Genomic DNA, 20,893 nt, shown 5'->3' on the forward strand with positions numbered 1-20,893 from the left:
CCCGCCGTGGGCGCGGCACGCGCCGCCCCCGCTCATCATCCGTTCTCGGGCAAAGTGCGAAGTTAGCGCAGTTGACCGCCGACCTCACAGGAACCCACGTCGGCCAATTCGTTGACTCCGTCAATGAATTGGTTGATTCTGTCAAGCATGGAGAGACACGTGGAGGACGTCCGCGCCTTCAACCGCTTCTACACGAGGCTGATCGGCCTGCTCCACCAGGGCCTTCTGGACAGCCCCTACTCGCTGACCGAGATGAGGGTGCTGTTCGAGCTGGACCGGGCGGGCCGGATGGAGGTGAGCGACCTGCGGCGGCTGCTCGGGCTCGACGCCGGATACCTGAGCCGGATGCTCGGCAGGTTCGAGGGCGACGGCCTGGTGGTGCGCGAGCGGTCCGCCGCCGACGCGCGGCGGCAGGTGGTCGAGCTGACCGCCGAGGGCCGGACCAGGTTCGCGGGCTTCGACGAGCGCGCGGCGCAGGAGGTACGCGACCTGATGGCCGGGGTGACCGACGAGGACGGCGACCGGCTGGTCGCGAGCATGGCGACGATCAAAGAGATCTTCGGCCGGACGCCGAAGGCGGACCTGCCGTACGTCATCCGCCCGCCGCGTTCCGGCGACCTCGGCTGGGTGGTCTACCGGCACGGAACGCTCTACAGCCAGGAGCGGGGCTGGGGGATGGACTTCGAGGCGTTGGTGGCCAGGGTCGTGGCCGACTACGTGGACGGCCACGACCCCCGGAGGGAGGCGGCCTGGATCGCCGAGGTGGACGGCGAGCGCGCCGGATGCGTCTTCTGCGTGCGCAAGGACGACGAGACCGCGCAGCTGCGGATGCTGCTGGTCGAGCCGTCCACGCGCGGCATGGGGATCGGCACCCGGCTCGTGGACGAGTGCGTGCGCTTCGCCAGGGCCGCCGGCTACCGGCGGATGGTGCTGTGGACCAGGGACGTGCTGGTGGGCGCCAGGCGCATCTACCAGGCGGCGGGCTTCGAGCTGGTCGAGAAGGAGCGGGGCGGGGGCGGGCCGGGCGGCGGGGACTTCGTCGAGGAGATCTGGGCCCGCGACCTCTGAGAGCGCCTTCTCACCTCTGAGATCTGAGACCGCTGCACCCCCTCCGCCTTCTCACCCCTGAGACCGCCTCCTCGCGCTCACCCCTGAGACCGCCTCCTCGCGGAACCCGGCCGGTCGGTCCCGAGCCCAAGGGCCCTGCTCGGGGGCCGTCTCCAACCTCGCCCTAATTCCCTATTTATAGATAGGTATTATGTGGTTAATATCAGGGGCACCACCCGTTCCGTATGAGCCCTATGAGGCGAAGATGCGCTTGCACTGGTTCCTGCCGACCACCGGCGACGGCCATCACGTCAGGCCCGCCACGACCACCGTCGCGGCGGGAGGCGCCGCGGCCAGGCCCGCGACGCTCGACTACCTGTCCCAGGTGGCCCGCGCCGCCGAGGCGGCCGGTTTCGAGGCGGCGCTGACCCCGGTCGGAGCGGGCTGCCCCGACCCGCTGGTGGCGTGCAGCGCCCTCGCGGCGCGGACCGAGCGGCTCAAGCTGCTGGTGGCCTTCCGGCCCGGCTTCACCCTTCCCACGCTGCTCGCCCAGCAGGCGCAGACCCTCCAGGAGATCAGCGGAGGGCGGCTCCTGCTCAACGTGGTCACCGGCGGCGACCCCCGGGAGCAGCGCGCCTACGGCGACTTCCTCGACCACGACGCCCGCTACGAGCGCACCGGCGAGTTCATCGAGGTGCTCAGGCGCACCTGGGCGGGCGAGCCGTTCGACCACCTGGGCGCCCACTACCGGGTGTCGGGGGGCGGGCTCGCCACACCGCTCCTCGACACCCCCGACATCTACTTCGGCGGGGCCTCCCCCGCCGCGGAGCGGGTGGCCGCCGCCGGGGCGGACGTCTACCTGATGTGGGGCGAACCCCCGGCGATGATCGCAGAACGGGTCGCCAGGATGCGCGCGCTCGCCGCCGAGGCGGGCCGCGAGTTGCGATTCGGCATCCGGCTGCACGTCATCGCCCGCGACACCTCCGAGGAGGCCTGGGCGCACGCCCGGCGCCTGCTCGACGGCATGGACCCGGACAGGATCGCCGCCGCCCAGGCGCGGTTCGCCCGGATGGACTCCGTGGGACAGCGGCGCATGGCCGGCCTCCACGGGGGTTCCGCGGACGCGCTCGAGATCTCGCCCAACCTCTGGGCCGGGGTCGGGCTGGTCAGGGAGGGTGCCGGTACCGCGCTGGTCGGCAGCTACGCGGAGGTCGCCGAGCGCATCCGCGAATACTCCGAGCTCGGCCTGTCGGAGTTCGTCCTGTCCGGCTGGCCGCACCTGGAGGAGGCCTGGCGGGTGGGCGACTTCGTCCTCCCCCGGCTGGCCGCTCCCGCGCTCGTCGCGTGAGCGTTCTCACCTCCCCGCCCCGTCTCCGTCCCCGCCGCGCGAACGTCCCCGGCGCCGAGCCCGGCCGGGGGCTCTGGCGGGCCCTGGCGCTGCGGGCCGGGGCGATCGTCGCGCTGGTCGCGATCTGGCAGGCCGTGGCGATGGCCGGGATCTGGCCGCCGGTCTTCGTACCGGAGCCCGTCGCGGTCTGGGACCGGTTCCTGCGCACCACCGTCGAGGGGGTGAGCGGCCACACGCTCCAGGAGCACCTGCTCACCAGCCTGCGCCGCATCCTGCTCGGCTGCCTGTACGGGGTGACGGGCGGCATCGCGCTGGGACTGCTGATCGGCATGGTCCCCACGCTGCGCGCGCTGCTGGGACCGCTGGTCACGTTCGTCCGCACCCTGCCACCGCTGGCGTACCTCAGCCTGCTGGTGATCTGGTTCGGCATCGACGAGGAGCCCAAGATCTGGCTCCTGCTGCTGGCCGCGCTGCCGCCGGTCGCGGTGGCCACCGCCGACGCCGTGCGCGGGGTGCACGAGGACTACCTGAACGCGGCCCGCTCGCTGGGCGCCCGCCGGCACGAGCTGCCGCTGCGGGTGGTGCTGCCGAGCGCGCTGCCCGAGATCATCACGGGGGTGCGGGTGGCCGTGGGCGTCGCCTACACCACCGTGGTCGCCGCCGAGACCGTGAACGGCGTGCCCGGCATCGGCGGCATGGTCCGCGACGCCCAGCGCTACAACCAGACGGACGTGGTGGTGCTCGGGATCATCGTCATCGGCCTGTCCGGCCTGCTCATCGACTTCCTCCTGCAAACGCTGGACCGCCGCCTGGTGCCCTGGCGCGGCCGTACCTAGGAAAGACCCCCAATGAAACGCATGATCCTCGCCCTCACCGCCGCCGCCCTCGCCCTGACCGCCTGCGGGTCCGGTACGCAGGAGGCCAGGCCCGCCGCCGACGGCTCCCCGGCGACCCTGCGCATCGGCTACCAGCTCATCCCCAACGGGGATCTGATCGTCAAGGACCAGCAGTGGCTGGAGAAGGCGCTGCCGAACACCAAGATCACCTGGAGCAGGTTCGACTCGGGCGGTGACGTGAACACCGCGATGATCGCCGGGTCGCTCGACATCGGGCTGGCGGGCAGCAGCCCGGTCACCCGTGGCCTGTCGGCGCCGCTCGACATCCCGTACCGGGTGCCGTGGATCTTCGACGTGATCGGGGACAACGAGGCGCTCGTCGCCCGGGGCGGCGTGACCGACGTCAAGGGGCTCGCGGGCAAGCGGGTCGCCGCCCCCTTCGCCTCGACCACCCACTACAGCCTGCTCGCCGCGCTCGCCGAGGCCGGGCTGTCGGAGGCCGACGTGAAGATCCTCGACATGGAGCCGCCGGACATCCAGGCCGCCTGGCAGCGCGGTGACATCGACGCCGCCTACGTCTGGACGCCCACCCTGGCCGAGCTGCAGAAGAACGGCGGCACGACGCTGGTCACCAGCCGCGAGCTGGCCCAGCGGGGCAAGCTCACCGCCGACCTCGCGGTGGTCAGCGACGCCTTCGCGAAGAAGTACCCGAAGGCGCTGCACGTCTGGCTCCAGCAGCAGGACCGCGCGGTCAAACTGGCCAGGAGCGACAAGGACGCCGCCGCCGCGGCCATCGGCCGCCAGCTCAACCTCGACCCGGCGGAGGCCGGGCGCCAGCTCGGCCAGCTCGTGCTCCTCGACGCCACGGAGCAGCGTTCCGCCGAATATCTCGGCACCCCCTCGGCCCCCGGCAGGTTCGCCGAGAACCTGCACAGCTCCGCCGAGTTCCTCAAGGGCCAGAAGAAGGTGGACGCCGTACCGGAGCTGAGCGTCTTCCAGAAGGGCCTGGCCACGCAGGAGCTCGCGGATGCCTTCGCCGGAAGCTGAGACCGCCCGCACGGGCGCGGGCCCCGAGACGGCCGGCACGGTTCACGAGGCGGCGGCCCGCGCGAACGCGGCCCCCGAGGCCGCGGGCGAGGTGAGCACGGAGGTGACCGGCGGGAACGCGGGACCTCGGGGCGCGGCTCTCCGGGACACGGCGCTCGCGCTCGCCGGGGTGGCGCACTCCTACCGGGGGCGCGCCGGGACGGTCGACGCGCTCGGCCCGATCGACCTGGAGATCGCCGCCGGGGAGTTCGTGACGGTCGTGGGCCCCTCGGGGTGCGGCAAGAGCACGCTGCTGCGGCTGGTGGCGGGCTTCGCCGCGCCGTCGGCGGGAGCCATCACGGCCTCCGGCGAGCCGGTGACGGGGCCCGACCCGGCCAGGGGGTACGTGTTCCAGCAGCACCGGCTCTTCCCCTGGCTCTCCGTCGAGGGGAACGTCGGTTTCGGGTTGCGCGGCCTGCCGAGGGCGGCACGGCGCGAGCGGGTGGCCGAGCTGCTGGAGCTGACCGGGCTGGCCGACGTCGCCAGGGCCAGGCCGTACGAGCTCTCGGGTGGCATGCAGCAGCGCGCGGCGATCGCCCGCGCCCTCGCCCCGGGACCCGCGCTGCTGCTGATGGACGAGCCGTTCGCCGCCCTGGACGCCTTCACGAGGGAACGCATGCAGGAGGAGGTCCGCGAGCTGTGGCGGCGGGCGGGCACGACGGTGGTGTTCATCACCCACAGCGTGGACGAGGCCGTCTACCTCGGCACCCGCGTGCTCGCGCTGAGCGGCAGGCCGGGCCGGGTGGTCCTCGACCGCGGCTCGGACCTGCCGTACGGCGACCATCCCCGCACCGACCCGCTCTTCGCCGGGCTGCGCGAGGAGCTGACGGAGGTCGTCAGGGAGGCCGCGTCGCCCGGCGGCGGAAGGGGCCGGTGATCTCGCGGGCGCCGTCGTGGGCGACACCGCCGCGAACGACACCGCAGGTGACGTCGTGGGCGACACCGCCGTGAACGGCACCGCGGGTGACACCGCCGCGAACGACACCGCAGGTGACGTCGTGGGTGACGCCGCCCCGGCCCCCGCCGCAAACTTTGCGGAAACCGGCGAGCAAACATCCGTCAAAACAGGTCGACCTATCGCCAAGATCGCCATCTGTCCCGTCTGACGCGTCCACAGTGGAATGACCGCCGTCAGATCGGGAGGACCGTTGAGCGAGGGACTCGCGTTCGCGAATCCAGTTTCCGAGACCACGCCCCACGTGGGCACCCGCCGAGCTCTCGTCTTCCTCGACTCCCTCACGGCCGCGACCCCACCACCGTCACCTGTCCCGTCCTCGTCCCCGCCCCCGTCCTCGCCGAGCGCGGGCGCCCCCGCCACCGGGCCGCACGCCGCCCCGCCGGACGCGCGGCTGGCGAGCGCGCTGCGCGCCGAGGGGTTCACCGTCGACGCCGGGATCAGCGAGGGGGCGGGCGCGGACGGCGAGCGCGTGTGGAACCTGCTGCGCTCGGCGCGGGAGGGCGACCTGCTGGTGATCCGGCTGCCCGCCGACGGCGGCTGGACCTCGGGACAGCTGGGATCGATGATCGGCGCGTTCGGGCGGCAGGTCGGCGAGTCGCTGGCGGCCGCCGTGCTGATGATCGTCGACTTCGGCTGGAGCGCCCTGGACGGCTCCGCCGAACCGGTCAGGCAGCTCGCCGTGGCCGGGGAGCCGAGGGTGGCCGCGGCGGCCCTCACCCTCACGCTGAGGCTCGACGAGACGGTACCCGGCCCGGTGCGCACGCTGACCGACGTCATCGCGGAGGGCCTCACGACGCGGGCCGCCGACCTCGACGGGGACGGGACGATCAGCGTCGGGGACCTGCACGCCTACGCGCTCGCCCGCTACGCGGCGGTCTCGGCCGCCCGCACGCCCATCCTGATCTCGTACGGGGCCGTCGCGGGGGTCGCCATCACCCCGGCGAGGGACACCGCCGCCGTGCCGCACGCCGCCTTCGCCCGCGTCCTGGCGCGGCTCGGCGACCACGCCCCGCCCGCCTGCGGGGTCGAGATCGTCCGGCGGGTCTACGAGCTCCATCTGAGCGAGCCCGCCAGGGAGATCCTGCGCAGGGCGGCCCTGCTCGACGAGGGCGAGCCGATCGACGAGATCCTCGGCGACGCCGCCGAGCTGAGGCAGTGGGGCCTGCTGGGCGAGACGACCACGTTCGTCCACCCGGACGTGCGGACCTTCGGCCACTCGCGGCTGTCGGCGGCCGAGCGGGCGCAGACCTCGGCGCTGCTGCGCCGCCGCCGGGCCGGGCTGCGGACGGTACGGCCCAGGGCCAGGCTCACCGCCGACCGGTGGACCACCGAGGACCAGCTCGGGCACCGGGTCTACGCCGAGGCCATCGCCGCGTTCGTCCGCCACCCCGAGACCCGGCCCCCGCTCACGATCGGCGTCAAGGGCCCCTGGGGCGCGGGCAAGACCTCGCTGATGCGGATGATCCAGGACCTGCTGGATCCCGGGGCCGCCGGGGACGACCCCGCCCCGATCCACCTGCCCGGTTCCCGCGCGGAGCGGACGCTGACCAACGCCGAGGTGCTCGCCAGGACGGGACGGCGCCCCCGGGAGAGCGCCGGGCGGGCCGAACCGGGCCCGCTCCCGCTGCGGCGGGCGGACTGGCGGCCCACGGTCTGGTTCAACCCGTGGATGTACCAGAGCGGCGAGCAGGTCTGGGCCGGGCTGGCCCACGAGATCATCACCCAGGTCACCCGGCGGCTGCCCCGCGCCGAGCGGGAACGGTTCTGGCTGGAGCTGAACCTGTCCAGGATCGACCGGGAGGCGGTCCGCAGGCGCGCCTACCACCTGGCGATGACCCGCCTGGCGCCGGTGGCCCTCGGCCTGGTCGCCACCGTCGTCCTCACCGGGGCGCTCCTGGCCGCCGCCGCGCTGCTGCCCGCACTCGGCGCCTTCCTGGGGAACGCCGCCGCGGCCGTCGGCTCCGCCGGGTCGGCGCTGGTGGTGGGGGCGGGCGCCGTACGGCTGGCGCGGTTCTTCGGGGAGTCGGCGGACAACGCGTTCCGCGGCCTGGTCACCCAACCCGACCTGCTCGGCCCCGGCGCGGCCGACGGGTTCGTCAACGAGGTCGCGACCGCCCCCGGGTACCGGTCCAGGACCGGCTTCCTGCACCTGGTGCAGACCGACATGCGGCAGGTCCTCGACCTCGTCGCCACCGGGGAGCGCCCGCTGGTGGTGTTCGTGGACGACCTGGACCGCTGCTCGCCGGGAACGGTGGCGCAGGTCATCGAGGCGATCAACCTCTTCCTCGCCGGGGAGTTCCCCAACTGCGTGTTCGTGCTGGCCATGGAACCGGAGGTGGTCGTGGCGCACGTCGAGGCGGCCTACCCGGAGCTGGCCGGGACGCTGCCGGGCGGCGGGCGCTCCGGCCTGGGCTGGCGGTTCCTGGAGAAGATCGTGCAGCTCCCGCTGAGCGTGCCGCTGCTGGACGACGCCGACCGGCTGCCCGCCTTCGTACGGGCCCTGCTGGGCGTGTCCGGCCTGGCGCGGCCCGCGACCGTCCCCCCGGGGGATCCCGACGTACGCGCGGGCGCTCCCGATCCACACGCGGATCTTCCCACCGTTCCCCCGGACACGGAGACCCCGTGGCCGCGGGACCCGGACACCACACGGACACCGAATCCGGCCGGACCGCGTCCGGCGGGTCCCCCAGCCGCCCTGGAACGGCTCGACCCGCCACCGGATCCGGCCGGGCCGCGTTCGCGCGGTCCCCTGCCTCCCGCACGGCCCTCCCCGCTCGGCGCGGTCACACCGGGCTCGCCCGGCACCGCCACGCCACCGGGAGCGGCCGTGCCGGGACTGCGGGCACCGGTGGCCCCACGGAGACCCAGGCTGCGAACGCCGGTGGCGATACCGGGGCTCGGGCTGCGGGCGACGATGGAGCTGCAGGGATTCGGGCCGCGTACACCGGTGGAGACGCCCGAGCCAGGAGCGCGGGCGGCGGAACCGCCGGACCCGGTGCAGGTGAGCCGGCTGCAGGACGCCATCTGGGCGCTGTGCCCGACCACGACGACCCTCGACGAGGCGGCGCGGCTGGCACAGGACGCCCTGGGCATCGAGTGCTCCGACGCCGTCGGCGGTCTCTGCGCGGCGACCCGGGAGGCCGCCGACCGGGTCTTCGACGACCTCTACAGCGACGAGAACGCCTACCGGGCGATCGAGTTCGTGCTCCCGGCCCTGACGTTCTTCAACCCGCGCGAGATCAAGCGGTACGTGAACGTGTTCCGCTTCTACTCGTTCCTGACCTACCGCCGCGCCCTCGCCGGGGCGGCCCCCGCCTCGGACGGCGAGGTCGCCAAGCTCGCGGCGCTCGCCGTCCAGTGGCCGCACCTGCTGACGCTGCTGGCCGGGGAGACGGACGGGGCGAGCGTGCTGCGGCGGCTGGAGGAGGCCGCGAACGACGACGGGGGCTGGGAGCGGGCCGTCCACGACACCGGCCTCATCGCCCACCACACCTCGGGCGGCACCCACCTGGACTCCCTGCGCGACCTGCTCTCCGGACCGCACCCCATCGCCGACCTCGCCCGCTATCTCCTCTGAGCTCGGGCATCTCCTGCGGGCTCAGGTATCTCCTTCGAGCCCGGCCAGTTCCTCCGAACCCAGGCATCTCCTCCGAGCTCAGGACGACAGGGAGTCCCGGTAGATCCTGGGCTCCCTCTCCTTTCCGGGGAACACCATGATCAGCAATTGGACGGTGCCGTCGGGAACGTCGAAGTTCTCCCGTACGGCCTCGCGCCCCCGGACGTGGACCCGGACCCGGTAGTCCCCCGGGCCTCCGGCCGCGAGGTCGGGAAGCCGTCCGCCCTCACCGTCGACGATGGACAGGACCCCGTCGCCGCTCCGATAGCCGACCTCGACGACCTGCTCCCAGCCCCGGGTCTCCACCGGCGGGCGGCGCCGGTAGGACTCCCCCGTCACGCACGCGTGGCCGATCTCGTCCGCCGCCCAGATGGCCAGCGCGCCGGGCTCACTGCCCACCAGGTCGGCCACCCGGCCGTCGACCTCGGCGCCCTCGTTCTCCTCGTCCCAGGCGTGGATCTCCCAGAACTCCGTCCACACGGTCTCGCGGACCTGCCGTACCGGTGTGATCCTCGGCCGGTGCCGGGGATGGGCGGCGCAGCTCCTCTCCGCCGCCGCGAAGTAGGCGTCACTCTCCTCCTGCGCCCGTCGCCCCTTCTCCTGCTGCACCTCGGCCACCTTGGGACACAGCAGGCTCAGCGCCCCCGCCAGCGAGTGGCTGTGCAGTTCGCCGATCGCCTCCGCCACGGCGGGCGCGTCGACGTCGCCTCCTCCGTGGCGCACCGCCAGGTCGCACAGCCCGCGACCGTACGCGAGAAGATCACGGTCGGGCATGTCCTCCAGCGCCGAGATGCCCCACCTGTAGTCGTCCCGGATCCGGCACAGGAACTCCTTCTCGCTCTTGTCCAGCCCCGAGACCGTACCGTCGCCGAATCCGGCGCAGTCGAGCGCCGACGCGTCGCTCACCTTCCCCCGCGCGGCGTCGCCCCCCACGCCGAGGAGCACCACGACCACCAGCGGCACCGCGATCGCCGTACGGGCGAGACCGTTTCCCGGAGTTCCCGGAGTTCCCGGAGTACGGGAGGCACGGACCGCGAGGAGCACGAGGATCGCGGCGACAAGGCCACAGAGATCCTTCGTGACACCCCAGCTCGTCAGCCCCAGCCCCCAGAGAACCGCGCATCCGGGATCGACGGACCTGTCGATCATGAGCAGTAACAGGGACGGGAGATACCGAACGATCATCACCAGGGCGGCGAGGCGCCCCAGGATCCGGCCGATCCTGGGATGTCCGGCCCGCCCGCTCAGAGACCGGCTCCCCCAGGCGAGGACGATCAGCGGCACGGATTCGAACCACAGGAGAGGGAAATCCCAGACCGGGTCGAGCAGCTCGTTCAGCCATTGGTCGATCCGGCGCCCCTCGCAGCGGCTGGACGAGAACCAGACGCCACCCCCGGCACCCCCATGCCGGGCACCATCGTCCTGATCCAGAGATGGATTCGGGGAACCAGGGCGGCCAGAATCGCCGCTCCCCAGAGAATCGATGATCGTTTCGGCACGAAACGGAAGCCTATAGGCGGAATGCCGAGCAATTTTTTACATGAGGGTTTCCGTCAAAACAGCGTGCGGCACGGTATCGACGCCCTTGTTCGGATCCTCGTCCGGCCGTCGGGAGTCTCGCCCCGGGCGGCCGGGCGCGGATCCGGTTCCGGGCGTCACCCGGAGGGCGAATCTCCGGAAAACCAAGGATCTCGGAAGAGGGTGGTGCCTGACGGGCAGCGTGAGCCCTTTCCTCGACACCACGATTCCTCGACACCACGACGGAAGGGACCCTTCGCGATCACATTTGAGCGCTGAGGGCCCGCGCGACCGTGAGGCTGTCCTCGTAGATGTGGAAGCGGGTGACGAGCCCGTCCTCGACGGTGAGGTGCAACGCGAACGGTGAGGTGTACGAGGTCCCGCCGTCCCGCACCGTCTGCGCGATCTCCCCGAGCACGACGGCGTCCGAGCCGTCGACCAGGATCCGCGCCACCGACGTGCCGTTCAGTTCGGGCACGTGGTGGGCCTCCAGCGACCGGAAATGGTCCGCCACGTCGGCCCGGCCGGACCGGGGGCGAATCCACGGCACCGCCGGATGCCCCTCGGCGGGCCAGGCGAGCCGCCAGTCGACCGGCTCGGCGAACAACTCCGCCGTACGGCCGTGATCGCCCTCGGCCATCCGGCGCAGCAACTCTTCCACGATGTCACGGGTTTCATCACTCATGCCACAAGCCTCTAGGTTCCGGGCGCCGCCCGTCGATTACCACCGAGGTATGACGGGACCCGCAGAGGCCGGGGGGCAAGGCGAATCGCCTCACTGCCCGGCCGTGCCACTCGGCGGCCGGTACGGTCAACGGGCGGGGAAATCAAACTCGCCGTCCTTGACGCCGCCGACGAACGCCTCCCACTCGGCCCGGGTGTCGCGTGGGATGCGGAGCGCGCCGGTGGCGTGCTGGTGCGCCCGGATGGTATCGAACGCAGGCTTCTCTGAACAGACCATCGCTCTGGCCTGCAGGAGTCGCCTCGGACCGCTCACTCCGACCTGGTCTAGCTAGGGGACGGCGACAGGAAGGTCCCCGCCCCGTAGCGCCACGGGAACGCGATCATCCTCTCCCGGCGTTCCAGAGCGTGCTCGGGACGGCGGCTCCTGAGGAGTTCAGGCCCTGGAAGCCTGGCGCATCCAGCGCGTGCCCGTCCGGTTCGAAATCCGGTGGCCTCCTCGCGGCAGCCGCCGTTAGCGTGTCGCGGTGATCTACGAGCATCCTTTGGCGTACGTGCTCGGACTTGAGGGCATCGCCCTGATGCGGGCCTACACCGGCGAGCACGACCGCGCGTTCGTCGAGGCGCGCCTGACCGAGATCCGCGAGTTCCTCGACGACGACTCCCTTGCCTGCGCCGCTGTCGAGGTGGCCCGCGTGGACACCGTGGACGGTTACCGGATCTGGTCGCAGACCTATGACACCCCCAACGCCGCGTTCGACGCCGACGAGCCCTTCATCAGGGAGCTGGTCGACGCGCTGCCGCCCGGCGACGCGCTGGACGCGGCGTGCGGCACCGGCAGGATCGCGGCCTATCTGGCAGGGCGCGGCCATCGGGTGCGCGGCGTGGACAGTTCACCCGACATGCTGGAGCGGGCGCGCCGGCGGGTGCCGCAGGCGGAGTTCCAACTGGGTGACCTGTCATCGCTGCCGGTGCCCGGCGAGTCCGTCGACCTGGTGGTCTGCTCGCTGGCGTTGACACATGTGCCCGCCCTGGACCCGGTGCTGGCCGAGTTCGCGCGGGTGTTGCGGCCCGGTGGGCACCTGGTGATCACCGACATCCATCCCGAGGGCGTGGCTCGGGGAGTGGTCCCGCCCGTACGGCTGCCCGACGGCCGGCCGGGAAGGGTGGCCACCTACCGCCACCTGGTCGGTGACTACCTGCGAGCCGCGCTGGCGGCCGGGCTCCGGGTACGGCGCTGCGAGGAGCCACGGCACCCGCCGGAGAAGCCCGGCGAGCGGACCGATGTCCTGGAGCCGTGGGAGGTATGGCCGTGGGCCCTGTGTGACCTGGCGCCCGAGGCGGCGCACGCGGCCATCGCCGGAACGCCGTCGATGCTGTTGTGGCACTTTCAGCGTTAGAAGGACGTGTTCGATCCCTCCGAAGTGATCCTGCGGCGCGACCGGGCCCATCCATCTGACCGGAACTCACGCGGAAGGCACCCCGGCCCTCACGGGCCGGGGTGCCTCGGAAGACGATCTAGCGCTGTGCCTCGATCATCCAGTGGTGCTTCTCCAGGTCCTGCGTGATCTCGATGAGGAGGTCCTGGGTGACCAGGTCGGGCTGCTCGGCGGCCTCGATGCGCTCACGCATCCGGCGGATGATGGACCCGAGGATGTCCGTCATGGCGGCCACGACCTTGCCGTCGTTGAGGTAGCCCGACTCCAGCTGCGGCACCTCGCTGGTGCTCGTGAGCGTGGAGGCCCGGCCGTCGGGGTTGCACCCGAGGGCCACCGCGCGCTCGGCGACGGTGTCCGCGTGCTTCCGGGCCGACGAGACGATCTTGTCGAGCTGCAGGTGCAGCGACCGGAAGTTGTGGCCGATCACGTTCCAGTGGGCCTGCTTGGTCAAGAGCGAAAGGTCGATCAGGTCGACGAGAGCCCCCTGGAGCACGACGGCAATGGTCTTCTTGTCTTCTGGCGTGAGTGGGCTGGTGATCGCGGACATGAAGCGTTCCCCCTGTTTCGAGCTTAGTTTCCCCTTTGCTACGAAATGTCCGTACCCATCTATCCACTTCCCTATTCCGGCCATCATGTTGACACTGTCATGATTACAGTGTCACTATCGAGGCATGGAATGGACCATCGGTGAACTGGCCGAGCGGGCATCCGCGGCGCTGGCCCCCACCGCCCAGCTCAACGGGCGGGTCAGGGACATGCCCAACGAACGCCTCATCCGCTGGTATTCGACGATCGGTCTCCTCGACCCCCCGTCTGCCCGCCGGGGCCGCGTGGCCATGTACGGCAGGCGCCACCTGCTCCAGATCGTCGCCGTCAAGCGGCGCCAGTCCGACGGCCGGACCATCGCCGAGATCCAGGCCGAGCTGGCCGGGGCCACCGACCAGACCCTGGAGTCGATCGCCCGGCTCCCCGAGCCCTCGCCGGGGAACACGCCGGAAAACGCGCCGGAACCCGTCCCCGGGCACCCGCCCGCGTCTCCGGCCGAGACCGGCTCCCCCCGGGCGGCGCGCCCGCGTTTCTGGGCCGGCCCTTCCGCCTCCCCGGCACCCGCCTCCCCGGCGGCCACAGCCCCGGCGGCCGCAGCCTCGGCGGTCACCGGCTCCGCTCCGCCGAAGCCGTCTCCGGCGTCCTCCGGCGAAGCCCCGCCGCCCCCTGTTCCGTCCGGCACGCCCTTCCCCGGCACGCCCTCCTCCGTCACGGTCCCGCCGGCTCAGAACCCACCCGGCGGAACTCCCCCTCCCCCGGCGCCGCCCGCCCCGGAAATCCCGGCGACGCCCGCCGCGCAAGCCGTGATCGTCCACGGCGTACGGCTCGCGAACGGCGTGACGCTGATGCTCGACACGGGCGGGCACGCCCCCTCACCCGAGGACCTCGCCGAGATCGCCGCCGCCTCGGAGGGGCTCCTGTCGCTCCTTCGCGAACGCGGCCTCACACCTCCGGAAGGAATTCACGCATGACCACTTCGATCACCACACTGCCGCCGGAGGAGTGCCTGCCCGTCCCCGACGCCGGGATGGGGGCGCTCGCCACCGAGCGCGGCAACCTGCCGCTGGAGAGCGTGGACGTGACCGCCGCCGTGTCCGGCCTGAGTGCCGGGGTCGAGGTGGTCCAGGGCTTCCGCAACCCGCACGACGTGGCCCTTGAGGCGACGTACGTCTTCCCGCTGCCCGACCGGGCCGCCGTGACCGCCTTCAGGATGGAGGCCGACGGCCGGGTCATCGAGGGCGTGCTCAAGGAGCGCGGCCAGGCCAGGGCCGACTACGACCAGGCGATCTCCCAGGGGAAGCGGGCCGCGATCGCCGAGGAGGACCGGCCGGACGTCTTCACCATGAGGGTCGGCAACATCGTGCCGGGCGAGCGGGTCACCGTGCACCTCACGCTGAACCAGCCGCTCCCGTACGAGGACGGCGCGGCCACCTTCCGCTTCCCGCTGGTCGTCGCCCCCCGTTACATCCCGGGCACCCCGCTGGACGGCGAGCGCGCGGGCGACGGCTGGGCCCCGGACACCGACGCGGTCCCCGACGCCTCCCGCATCACCCCGCCGGTGCTGCTGCCCGGCTTCCCCGACCCGGTCCGGCTGTCGCTGGCCGTCTCCGTCGACCCCGCCGGCCTGGAGCTGCGCGAGGTCCGCTCCAGCCTGCACGTGGTCCGGGAGGAGAGCACGACGATCCGCCTCCAGCCGGGTGAGCGGCTGGACCGCGACTTCATCCTGCGTCTGGCCTTCGACGCCTCCACCTCCCTCGCGCTCGCCCCGGACGGGGACGGCGAGAGCGAGGGCACGTTCACGCTGACCGTCGTCCCCGAACCGGCGCCCGCCGGGACCGGGGCCAAGGACGTCGTGCTGGTGCTCGACCGCTCGGGCAGCATGACCGGCTGGAAGATGGTGGCCGCCCGGCGCGCCGCCGCCCGCATCGTCGACACGCTCACCTCGGGCGACCGGTTCGCGGTGCTCTCCTTCGACACCGTCGTGGAGTACCCGGAGGGGCTGGGCGAGGGACTGTCCGAGGCGTCCGACCGCAACCGCTACCGGGCCGTGGAGCACCTGGCCAGGCTGGAGGCGCGCGGCGGCACCGAGATGCTGTCGCCGCTGGAGCGGGCCGCCGCGCTGCTCGCCGACTCCGCCGGGGACCGGGTGCTGGTGCTCGTCACCGACGGGCAGGTCGGCAACGAGGACCAGATCCTGGAGCGGCTCGGCGCCGCGCTCGCCGGGGTGCGGGTGCACACGGTCGGCATCGACAGGGCGGTCAACGCCGGTTTCCTGGGCAGGCTGGCCGGGCTCGGCGGGGGCAGGTGCGAGCTGGTCGAGTCCGAGGACCGGCTGGACGAGGCGATGGAGCACATCCACCGCCGGATCGGCGCCCCCCTGGTCACCGACCTGTCCCTCAAGGCCGACGGGCTCGACCTGGTCACCGGGACGGTGAGCCACGTCGGCTCGATCTACTCGGGCGTCCCGCTCACCGTGCTGGGCCGCTACCGCGGCACGGCCGCCGGGGCGCTGACCGTGCGGGGCCTGGGCGCCGACGGCTCGCCGTGGGAGCGGAGGGTCGGCGCGTCGACGGTGGACAATCCGGCCGTACGGGCGATCTGGGCGCGGGCGCGGCTGCGGGCCCTGGAGGACCGCTACGCGGCCGGTGACCGGTCCCTGGAGGCCGAGATCGTCGAGACCTCGCTCAGGTACGGGGTGCTCTGCCGGTTCACCGCCTTCGTCGCGGTCGACACGCAGGTGGTCGCCGAGGGCGGCCCGGGGCACCGGGTGATCCAGCCGGTGGAGCTGCCCAGCGGCTGGGGGAGCCCGGTCACCGCCGCGCCGATGATGATGACCTCGATGGCCTTCGAGAGCGCGGCCCCGGCCCCGAGCCCGCCGCCGGCCCCCGGGGCGCCTCCGGGGATGGCCCGTCCCGGCTCCATGCCGAAGTTCGCGGCGAGCCCCGCCGTCGGCGGCCTGCCGCAGGACGCGGCGGCCGGAGGCTTCGACGACCGCGCCCGGATGCTGCGTCCCGCACCGGCGGGGGCTCCTCCGATGCGGGGCGGATCCCGGGGCGGCCCGCAGGAGCCGCCGAGGGAGCAGCTCGCCGAGGAGCTGGAGCGGCTGCGCGCCGCGGCCTCCCTGCCCGCCGCCGAGCGGCTGCGCCTGCTGGAGGACCTGGGCAGCCGCCTCGCGGCCCTGGCCGTCTACCTCGGCGGCCACGCGGAGCTGGCCGCCCTGGCCGGCGAGCTGCAGGCAGGTGGGGACGTGGACACCCTGTGGCGGCGGGCCGTGGAGGTCCTGGAGTCCCTGGCGGGTCCCGCCAGGCGACGCCCGTTCTGGAAGCGGTGACCTCGCCGCTCCCGCCCCGGAAAGCACCACGGGACGCCGTGCCGACCTGAGGAGCGGGGGATGGTCTCGTGACCGTTCGAACGGTCACGAGACCATCTCCGGGCACGAACACCCGCGAAGAGCGTGCTCCGGGCCGATTTCCGGGCCCGTCGGCGGAGGGGCCCGCCCGCCTCATGGTCCGACGGTGACGGTCCTCGTCGGAGTCGGCCCCGGCCGTGTCGCCGCCCCCGCCCGATCGTCCGGTTCGACGGTGACGGTCCTCGTCGGAGTCGGCCCCGGCGGTGCGGTCCTGTCCGCTTGATCGTAGACGCCGACCGCCCACCGCCCCGGTCGCCGCTCGATTCCGGCGGACACCCGTTCGACGACTCCGGGCCTGAGCAACGCCGACACCATGTACTTGCCGTCACACAGACCCACTTCCTTCCTGACCACCTTGCAGCCCTCGTACGGGTTCGGGTGGGGGCCGGGAGGATCGATCAACGCGTCACCGGGCAGGACCCAGATCTTGAGACGCTGGGGCCGCTCCAGCGAGACGGTGCGGTCATGGTTGTAGTTGTAGAAGCCATCCTTGCCACACGTGCCGGCCGTACCGCCTCCGTTGTGCTTCCGGATCACCACCACCGCCTTCGGATCGGCGCATACGACCAGGTACGTGGTGAAGGCGCTCAACGGCTGGAAGGTGACCGTCGTGCTGCCGGGCATGGTCGTGAAACCGTACGACGTGATCAGAGGGGCGTCCAGGAGGTCCTCAGGGGGCAGGGCGGGAGGCGGCGGTGAGATCCTCGCCGCCGTCGGCGGCTCCTCCACCGGTTGCGCGCTCCTCCAGAACCCCTGACCCACGAGGGCCACGGCGACCGCGGCCGCTCCCGCGAGCGCCACACCCGCCACGGCCCTGCGCCGCCTGATGCGACGGCCACGCCGTACGATCTCCCGCACGTCCGGGGGGGTGTCGCAGACGTCCTCGGCCAGTGCCGCGCGCAACTCGTCCTCGGTGTGGATCATCGCTTCGCTCCCGTCGTCTGCATCTCCGAATGAACGCGAAGGCGTTTCAGCGCCCGGCCGAGCTGGGTCTTCACCGTGCCGAGCGAGCAGCCGAGCACGTCGGCGCACTGCGGGAGGGTGAGCTCCTCGAAGTAGTGCAGGACGATGACCGCGCGCTGCCGCCTCGACAGGCCGCCGATCGCCTCCCTGAGCACCTGGCGGCTGCCGACCTCGGCGGTGAAGTCCCGGGGGTCGGCGCGCTCGGGAAGGTGCTCGGCGGGCACCTCGTCGCGCCACTTCCTGCGCCACCAGGAGGCGTGGGTGTTGACGATGATCCGGTGCACGTACGGGTCGGGGTCGCCCTCGATCCGCCGCCACGCCACCCACGCCTTGGCCAGCGCCGTCTGCACGAGATCCTCGGCGGTCGCCCTGTTGCCCGTCAGCAGGTACGCCGTATGTCGAAGCCGCTCGTAACGCGTCGCCACGTAAGCGTCGAACCCGTCGTCCATTCACGATCTCCGTCCTGAAGTCTCACAGACATCTACTCGGCGGCGAGCCGGTTCGGACGACAGCGGGAGACGACGCGTAGCCGTTTCCCCGTTCCACGGAAGTTCCCCGTTCCACGGAAACGAGGCGCGGTCATCGGCGCGGTGCCCTCACCGGAGCCGGCCCCCGCGGGTGCGGATCACCGGCGGATCACCGTGCGCGGTGGAGATGCCGCGAGGCCGATATGGGACAGAGCGGGACCAAGGGCAGGAAGAGCGGGGTTCCAACTCGGGCCGCGCCACATAAAGTAGCGGGATGGTGATTCTGGACGGCGGCCTGGCCACCCATTTGGAGGAGCTGGGCGCGGACCTGCGAGACGACCTCTGGTCGGCGAAACTCCTGCTGGAGAACCCCTCCGTGATCCGGCAGGCGCATCTCGACTACTTCGCCGCGGGCGCCGAGGTGGCGATAACGGCGAGTTACCAGGCGAGCATCCCCGCGTTCGTACGTCGCGGCCTGAGCGCCGCCGAGGCCGAGGACCTCATCCTGCTCTCCGTGCACCTGGCCGCCCAGGCCAGGGACGCCCACGGTTCGGGCACCGTGGCCGCCAGCGTCGGCCCGTACGGCGCCTACCTGTCCAACGGCGCCGAGTACACCGGCGACTACGACCTCGACGAGGACGGCCTGACCGACTGGCACCGCGACCGCTGGCACATCCTGGCCGACAGCGAGGCCGACCTGATGGCCTGCGAGACCATCCCGTCCTACACCGAGGCCAGGGCGCTGAGGCGGCTGCTCGCCGAGACGCCGGAGATGCGGGCGTGGGTGAGCTTCTCCTGCCGCGACGGCGAGCACATCAACGACGGCACCCCGCTCAAGATGGCCGCCGGGTTGTTCACCGGGAACCCTCAGGTGATCGCGATCGGCGTCAACTGCACGGCACCGCGCCACGTGCTCAGCCTGATCTCACAGATCAAGGGCAAGCCCACCATGGTGTACCCCAACTCCGGCGAGGTCTGGGACTCCGCGAACCGGCGCTGGCTCGGGCTGGCCGACCCGGTGGAGTTCGGAGAGGCCGCGGCCGGGTGGACCGCCGCGGGTTCCGCCTTCGTCGGCGGCTGCTGCCGTACCACTCCGGAGCACATCCGCCAGATCCGCACCCACCTCATGGGGCCGGGCACCCCGTGAGGCCCTGACCGGCCGCCGCGCCTTCCGAGCGTCCCGCATCCGCATCCACGCCCACGCCCAGGATCCCCGGCCGCACGCCTACGGGGGTCCGGCGGGCCCTCCGCCGGCCCTTCGGCGGGAACAGGCCGGTCGACACTCACCCTTCGGCGGGAACAGGCCGGTCGAGCGTCTCCGCCGGCGGGATCCCGGCATCGGGGCGCGGCTCGTAGCGCTCCAGGTGCTGGGTGCGCCGGACCAGGGCGCGCAGGTCGGCGAGGGTGCCGGAGACGACCCCGTCGGCTCTGGCCTGGACCAGGACGTTGCCGATCGAGGTGGCCTCGACGGGTCCCGCGACCACGGGGAGGCCACAGGCGTCGGCGGTGAGCCGGCAGAGCAGCGCGTTGCGGGAGCCTCCCCCGACGATGTGGATCGTGTCCACCGCCTGCCCGGTGAGCCGCCGGGCGTCCTCGATCGCCGCCCGGTGGGCCAGCGCCAGGGAGTCGATCACGCAGCGGACGGTCTGGGCGCGGGTCTCCGGCACGGGCCTGCCGGTACGGCGGCAGAAGTCGGCGATGCGTCCGGGCATGTCGCCGGGCGGATGGAAGATCGGGTCGTCGGCGTCCACGACCGACCGGAACGGCTCCTCCCCGGCGGCCTGCTGGAGCAGCTCCTCCAGGTCGACCCGCCCTCCCGGCGCCCCGGCGGGCGAGGCCCCGGCGTCGGCCGAAGCCCCGCCGGCCGGCTCTTCGGGCGACCCGGTGAACGACCCGGTGGACGGCTCCGCGCCGGGCGGGGTCTCCGCCGGGGCGGCCTGCGCCTCCCAGGTGCGGATGCACTCCTGCAGCAGCCACAACCCGGTGACGTTACGCAGGTAGCGCACGGTGCCGTCGATGCCCGCCTCGTTGGTGAAGTTGGCCCGCCGCCCCTCCTCGCTGATCATGGGCTGGTCCAGCTCGACGCCGACCAGCGACCAGGTGCCGCAGGAGATGTAGGCGAACCGCTCGCTCTCCGCGGGGACCGCCGCCACCGCGGAGGCGGTGTCGTGGGAGCCGACCGCGATGACCCGGGTGTCCGGGGAGAGCCCGAGCTCGCCCGCGACCTCCGGCGCCAGCGGGCCGATCACCTCGCCGGGACGCCGGATCGGCGGCAGGACCCTGGCCGCGGGGCCGAGACCGGCCGTCAGCACGGTGTCCCACCGGCGCGTCCTGGCGTCGAGCAGCTGGGTGGTGGAGGCGTTGGTCAGCTCCGCGCCGACCTCCCCGGTCAGCCAGTACGCGATCAGGTCGGGAATGAGCAGCAACGTCGAGGCAGAGGCCAGCCGGGTCTCGGCGGCGAGCTGGTGGATGGTGTTGAACGGCTGGCGGGCGATGCCGGTGCGGGCGTACAGCTCCTCGAAGGGGACCCGGCTGGCCGTCTTCTCGGTGCGGGCGTCACGGTAGTGGACGGGATTGCCGAGCAGCGCGCCGTCCTCGTCCAGGAGCCCGTAGTCGACGGCCCAGGAGTCGATCCCGATGCCGTCGACGAGGCCCGCCGCGCGCAGGCCGTCCAGCACCCCCCGGTGGATCCGCAGGATGTCCCAGTACAGCGTCCCGCCGGCCCGGACGGGCACGTTCGCGAAACGGTGCACCTCGCGCAGTTCCAGGGTGTCCGGCCCGATCTCGGCGACGACCACCCGGCCGCTCGACGCGCCGAGGTCGACCGCGGCGTACCGCCCGGTCCGCCCGGCCGGCCCAGCAGGCACGGACCGCACGGACCGCGCGGGCTGTTCGGACCGCGCGAGATGTCCGGCCTGCGCGAACCCTCCGGTCCCCGGTGCCGACTGCATGCGAGCCCCTCTCAGGAAGCGGGAAACA

General features: G+C 72.7%; 17 protein-coding genes. 11 read left to right on the top strand and 6 right to left on the bottom strand.

Going from position 1 to position 20,893, the window contains the following annotated elements; all coding sequences use genetic code 11:
* Positions 1–147: 147 nt before the first annotated feature.
* The 7 genes from AB0F88_RS02620 to AB0F88_RS02650 all read left to right on the top strand — a co-directional run bounded on the left by AB0F88_RS02620 (position 148) and on the right by AB0F88_RS02650 (position 8,852).
* Positions 148–1,068, top strand: coding sequence for a bifunctional helix-turn-helix transcriptional regulator/GNAT family N-acetyltransferase (locus tag AB0F88_RS02620; RefSeq protein ID WP_362676572.1), 921 nt, complete (start codon positions 148–150; stop codon positions 1,066–1,068).
* A gap of 244 nt (positions 1,069–1,312) precedes the next feature.
* Positions 1,313–2,395, top strand: a complete 1,083-nt coding sequence (locus tag AB0F88_RS02625; RefSeq protein WP_362676574.1) for an LLM class flavin-dependent oxidoreductase — start codon at positions 1,313–1,315, stop codon at positions 2,393–2,395.
* On the top strand, positions 2,392–3,231 hold the full coding sequence (locus tag AB0F88_RS02630; protein ID WP_362676576.1) for an ABC transporter permease: 840 nt from the start codon (positions 2,392–2,394) through the stop codon (positions 3,229–3,231). The genes AB0F88_RS02625 and AB0F88_RS02630 overlap by 4 nt, the downstream gene beginning before the upstream one ends.
* A 12-nt stretch (positions 3,232–3,243) precedes the next feature.
* The gene (locus AB0F88_RS02635; protein WP_362676578.1) at positions 3,244–4,278 is read left to right on the top strand and encodes an ABC transporter substrate-binding protein; all 1,035 of its coding nucleotides are present in this window, start codon (positions 3,244–3,246) and stop codon (positions 4,276–4,278) included.
* Entirely contained in the window at positions 4,259–5,194 is a 936-nt protein-coding gene (locus tag AB0F88_RS02640) for an ABC transporter ATP-binding protein (RefSeq protein WP_362676580.1), read from the top strand. Before AB0F88_RS02635 ends, AB0F88_RS02640 begins: the two co-directional genes overlap by 20 nt.
* A 16-nt stretch (positions 5,195–5,210) precedes the next feature.
* Positions 5,211–5,423 (top strand): hypothetical protein, encoded by a 213-nt coding sequence (locus tag AB0F88_RS02645; protein WP_362676582.1) that lies wholly within the window; start codon positions 5,211–5,213, stop codon positions 5,421–5,423.
* A gap of 42 nt (positions 5,424–5,465) precedes the next feature.
* Positions 5,466–8,852: a P-loop NTPase fold protein gene (locus AB0F88_RS02650; RefSeq protein ID WP_362676584.1), complete on the top strand. Its 3,387-nt coding sequence runs from the start codon at positions 5,466–5,468 to the stop codon at positions 8,850–8,852.
* 78 nt (positions 8,853–8,930) lie between these two features.
* Here AB0F88_RS02650 and AB0F88_RS02655 read toward each other — a convergent pair whose 3' ends face one another.
* On the bottom strand, positions 8,931–10,175 hold the full coding sequence (locus tag AB0F88_RS02655) for a hypothetical protein (protein ID WP_362676586.1): 1,245 nt from the start codon (positions 10,173–10,175) through the stop codon (positions 8,931–8,933).
* Positions 10,176–10,671: 496 nt separating this feature from the next.
* Positions 10,672–11,094: a nuclear transport factor 2 family protein gene (locus tag AB0F88_RS02660; protein WP_362676588.1), complete on the bottom strand. Its 423-nt coding sequence runs from the start codon at positions 11,092–11,094 to the stop codon at positions 10,672–10,674.
* A 523-nt stretch (positions 11,095–11,617) separates the two neighbouring features.
* Between AB0F88_RS02660 and AB0F88_RS02665 the strand changes: the two genes are divergently transcribed.
* Positions 11,618–12,490 (top strand): class I SAM-dependent methyltransferase, encoded by an 873-nt coding sequence (locus AB0F88_RS02665; RefSeq protein ID WP_362676590.1) that lies wholly within the window; start codon positions 11,618–11,620, stop codon positions 12,488–12,490.
* A 118-nt stretch (positions 12,491–12,608) separates the two neighbouring features.
* Here AB0F88_RS02665 and AB0F88_RS02670 read toward each other — a convergent pair whose 3' ends face one another.
* Positions 12,609–13,076: a DNA starvation/stationary phase protection protein gene (locus AB0F88_RS02670; protein WP_362676592.1), complete on the bottom strand. Its 468-nt coding sequence runs from the start codon at positions 13,074–13,076 to the stop codon at positions 12,609–12,611.
* Positions 13,077–13,200: 124 nt separating this feature from the next.
* On the opposite strand from AB0F88_RS02670, the gene AB0F88_RS02675 reads away from it, so the two are divergent.
* Positions 13,201–14,046 (top strand): MerR family transcriptional regulator, encoded by an 846-nt coding sequence (locus AB0F88_RS02675; protein WP_362676594.1) that lies wholly within the window; start codon positions 13,201–13,203, stop codon positions 14,044–14,046.
* A complete protein-coding gene (locus tag AB0F88_RS02680) occupies positions 14,043–16,406 on the top strand; it encodes a VIT domain-containing protein (RefSeq protein ID WP_362676596.1) in 2,364 nt (787 codons plus the stop codon). The genes AB0F88_RS02675 and AB0F88_RS02680 overlap by 4 nt, the downstream gene beginning before the upstream one ends.
* A gap of 171 nt (positions 16,407–16,577) precedes the next feature.
* Here the strand turns inward: AB0F88_RS02680 and AB0F88_RS02685 are convergent, their stop codons facing one another.
* Both AB0F88_RS02685 and AB0F88_RS02690 read right to left on the bottom strand, forming a co-directional pair.
* Positions 16,578–17,408, bottom strand: coding sequence for a hypothetical protein (locus AB0F88_RS02685; protein ID WP_362676598.1), 831 nt, complete (start codon positions 17,406–17,408; stop codon positions 16,578–16,580).
* Positions 17,405–17,896 carry a SigE family RNA polymerase sigma factor gene (locus tag AB0F88_RS02690; protein WP_362676600.1) on the bottom strand — a complete coding sequence of 164 codons (492 nt, stop codon included), beginning with the start codon at positions 17,894–17,896 and terminating at the stop codon, positions 17,405–17,407. The genes AB0F88_RS02685 and AB0F88_RS02690 overlap by 4 nt, the downstream gene beginning before the upstream one ends.
* 292 nt (positions 17,897–18,188) lie before the next feature.
* Here AB0F88_RS02690 and mmuM point away from each other — a divergent pair, with 292 nt between their 5' ends.
* Entirely contained in the window at positions 18,189–19,061 is an 873-nt protein-coding gene (gene mmuM, locus AB0F88_RS02695) for a homocysteine S-methyltransferase (RefSeq protein ID WP_362676602.1), read from the top strand.
* Positions 19,062–19,197: 136 nt separating this feature from the next.
* On the opposite strand, the gene AB0F88_RS02700 is transcribed toward mmuM, so the two are convergent.
* The gene (locus AB0F88_RS02700) at positions 19,198–20,781 is read right to left on the bottom strand and encodes a rhamnulokinase family protein (RefSeq protein WP_362676604.1); all 1,584 of its coding nucleotides are present in this window, start codon (positions 20,779–20,781) and stop codon (positions 19,198–19,200) included.
* Positions 20,782–20,893: the final 112 nt, after the last annotated feature.

It is taken from the genome of Streptosporangium sp. NPDC023963, from assembly GCF_040639135.1.
In the GTDB taxonomy this organism is placed as follows: Bacteria; Actinomycetota; Actinomycetes; order Streptosporangiales; family Streptosporangiaceae; genus Streptosporangium.

What these genes read in the sequence shown, in the direction of transcription:
- AB0F88_RS02680 (WP_362676596.1), top strand. Translation starts at nt 14,043, where the DNA reads ATGACCACTTCGATCACCACACTGCCGCCGGAGGAGTGCCTGCCCGTC.
- AB0F88_RS02625 (WP_362676574.1), top strand. Translation starts at nt 1,313, where the DNA reads ATGCGCTTGCACTGGTTCCTGCCGACCACCGGCGACGGCCATCACGTC.
- AB0F88_RS02640 (WP_362676580.1), top strand. Translation starts at nt 4,259, where the DNA reads ATGCCTTCGCCGGAAGCTGAGACCGCCCGCACGGGCGCGGGCCCCGAG.
- AB0F88_RS02620 (WP_362676572.1), top strand. Translation starts at nt 148, where the DNA reads ATGGAGAGACACGTGGAGGACGTCCGCGCCTTCAACCGCTTCTACACG.
- AB0F88_RS02675 (WP_362676594.1), top strand. Translation starts at nt 13,201, where the DNA reads ATGGAATGGACCATCGGTGAACTGGCCGAGCGGGCATCCGCGGCGCTG.
- AB0F88_RS02685 (WP_362676598.1), bottom strand. Translation starts at nt 17,408, where the DNA reads ATGATCCACACCGAGGACGAGTTGCGCGCGGCACTGGCCGAGGACGTC.
- AB0F88_RS02690 (WP_362676600.1), bottom strand. Translation starts at nt 17,896, where the DNA reads ATGGACGACGGGTTCGACGCTTACGTGGCGACGCGTTACGAGCGGCTT.
- AB0F88_RS02635 (WP_362676578.1), top strand. Translation starts at nt 3,244, where the DNA reads ATGAAACGCATGATCCTCGCCCTCACCGCCGCCGCCCTCGCCCTGACC.
- AB0F88_RS02670 (WP_362676592.1), bottom strand. Translation starts at nt 13,076, where the DNA reads ATGTCCGCGATCACCAGCCCACTCACGCCAGAAGACAAGAAGACCATT.
- AB0F88_RS02660 (WP_362676588.1), bottom strand. Translation starts at nt 11,094, where the DNA reads ATGAGTGATGAAACCCGTGACATCGTGGAAGAGTTGCTGCGCCGGATG.
- mmuM (WP_362676602.1), top strand. Translation starts at nt 18,189, where the DNA reads ATGGTGATTCTGGACGGCGGCCTGGCCACCCATTTGGAGGAGCTGGGC.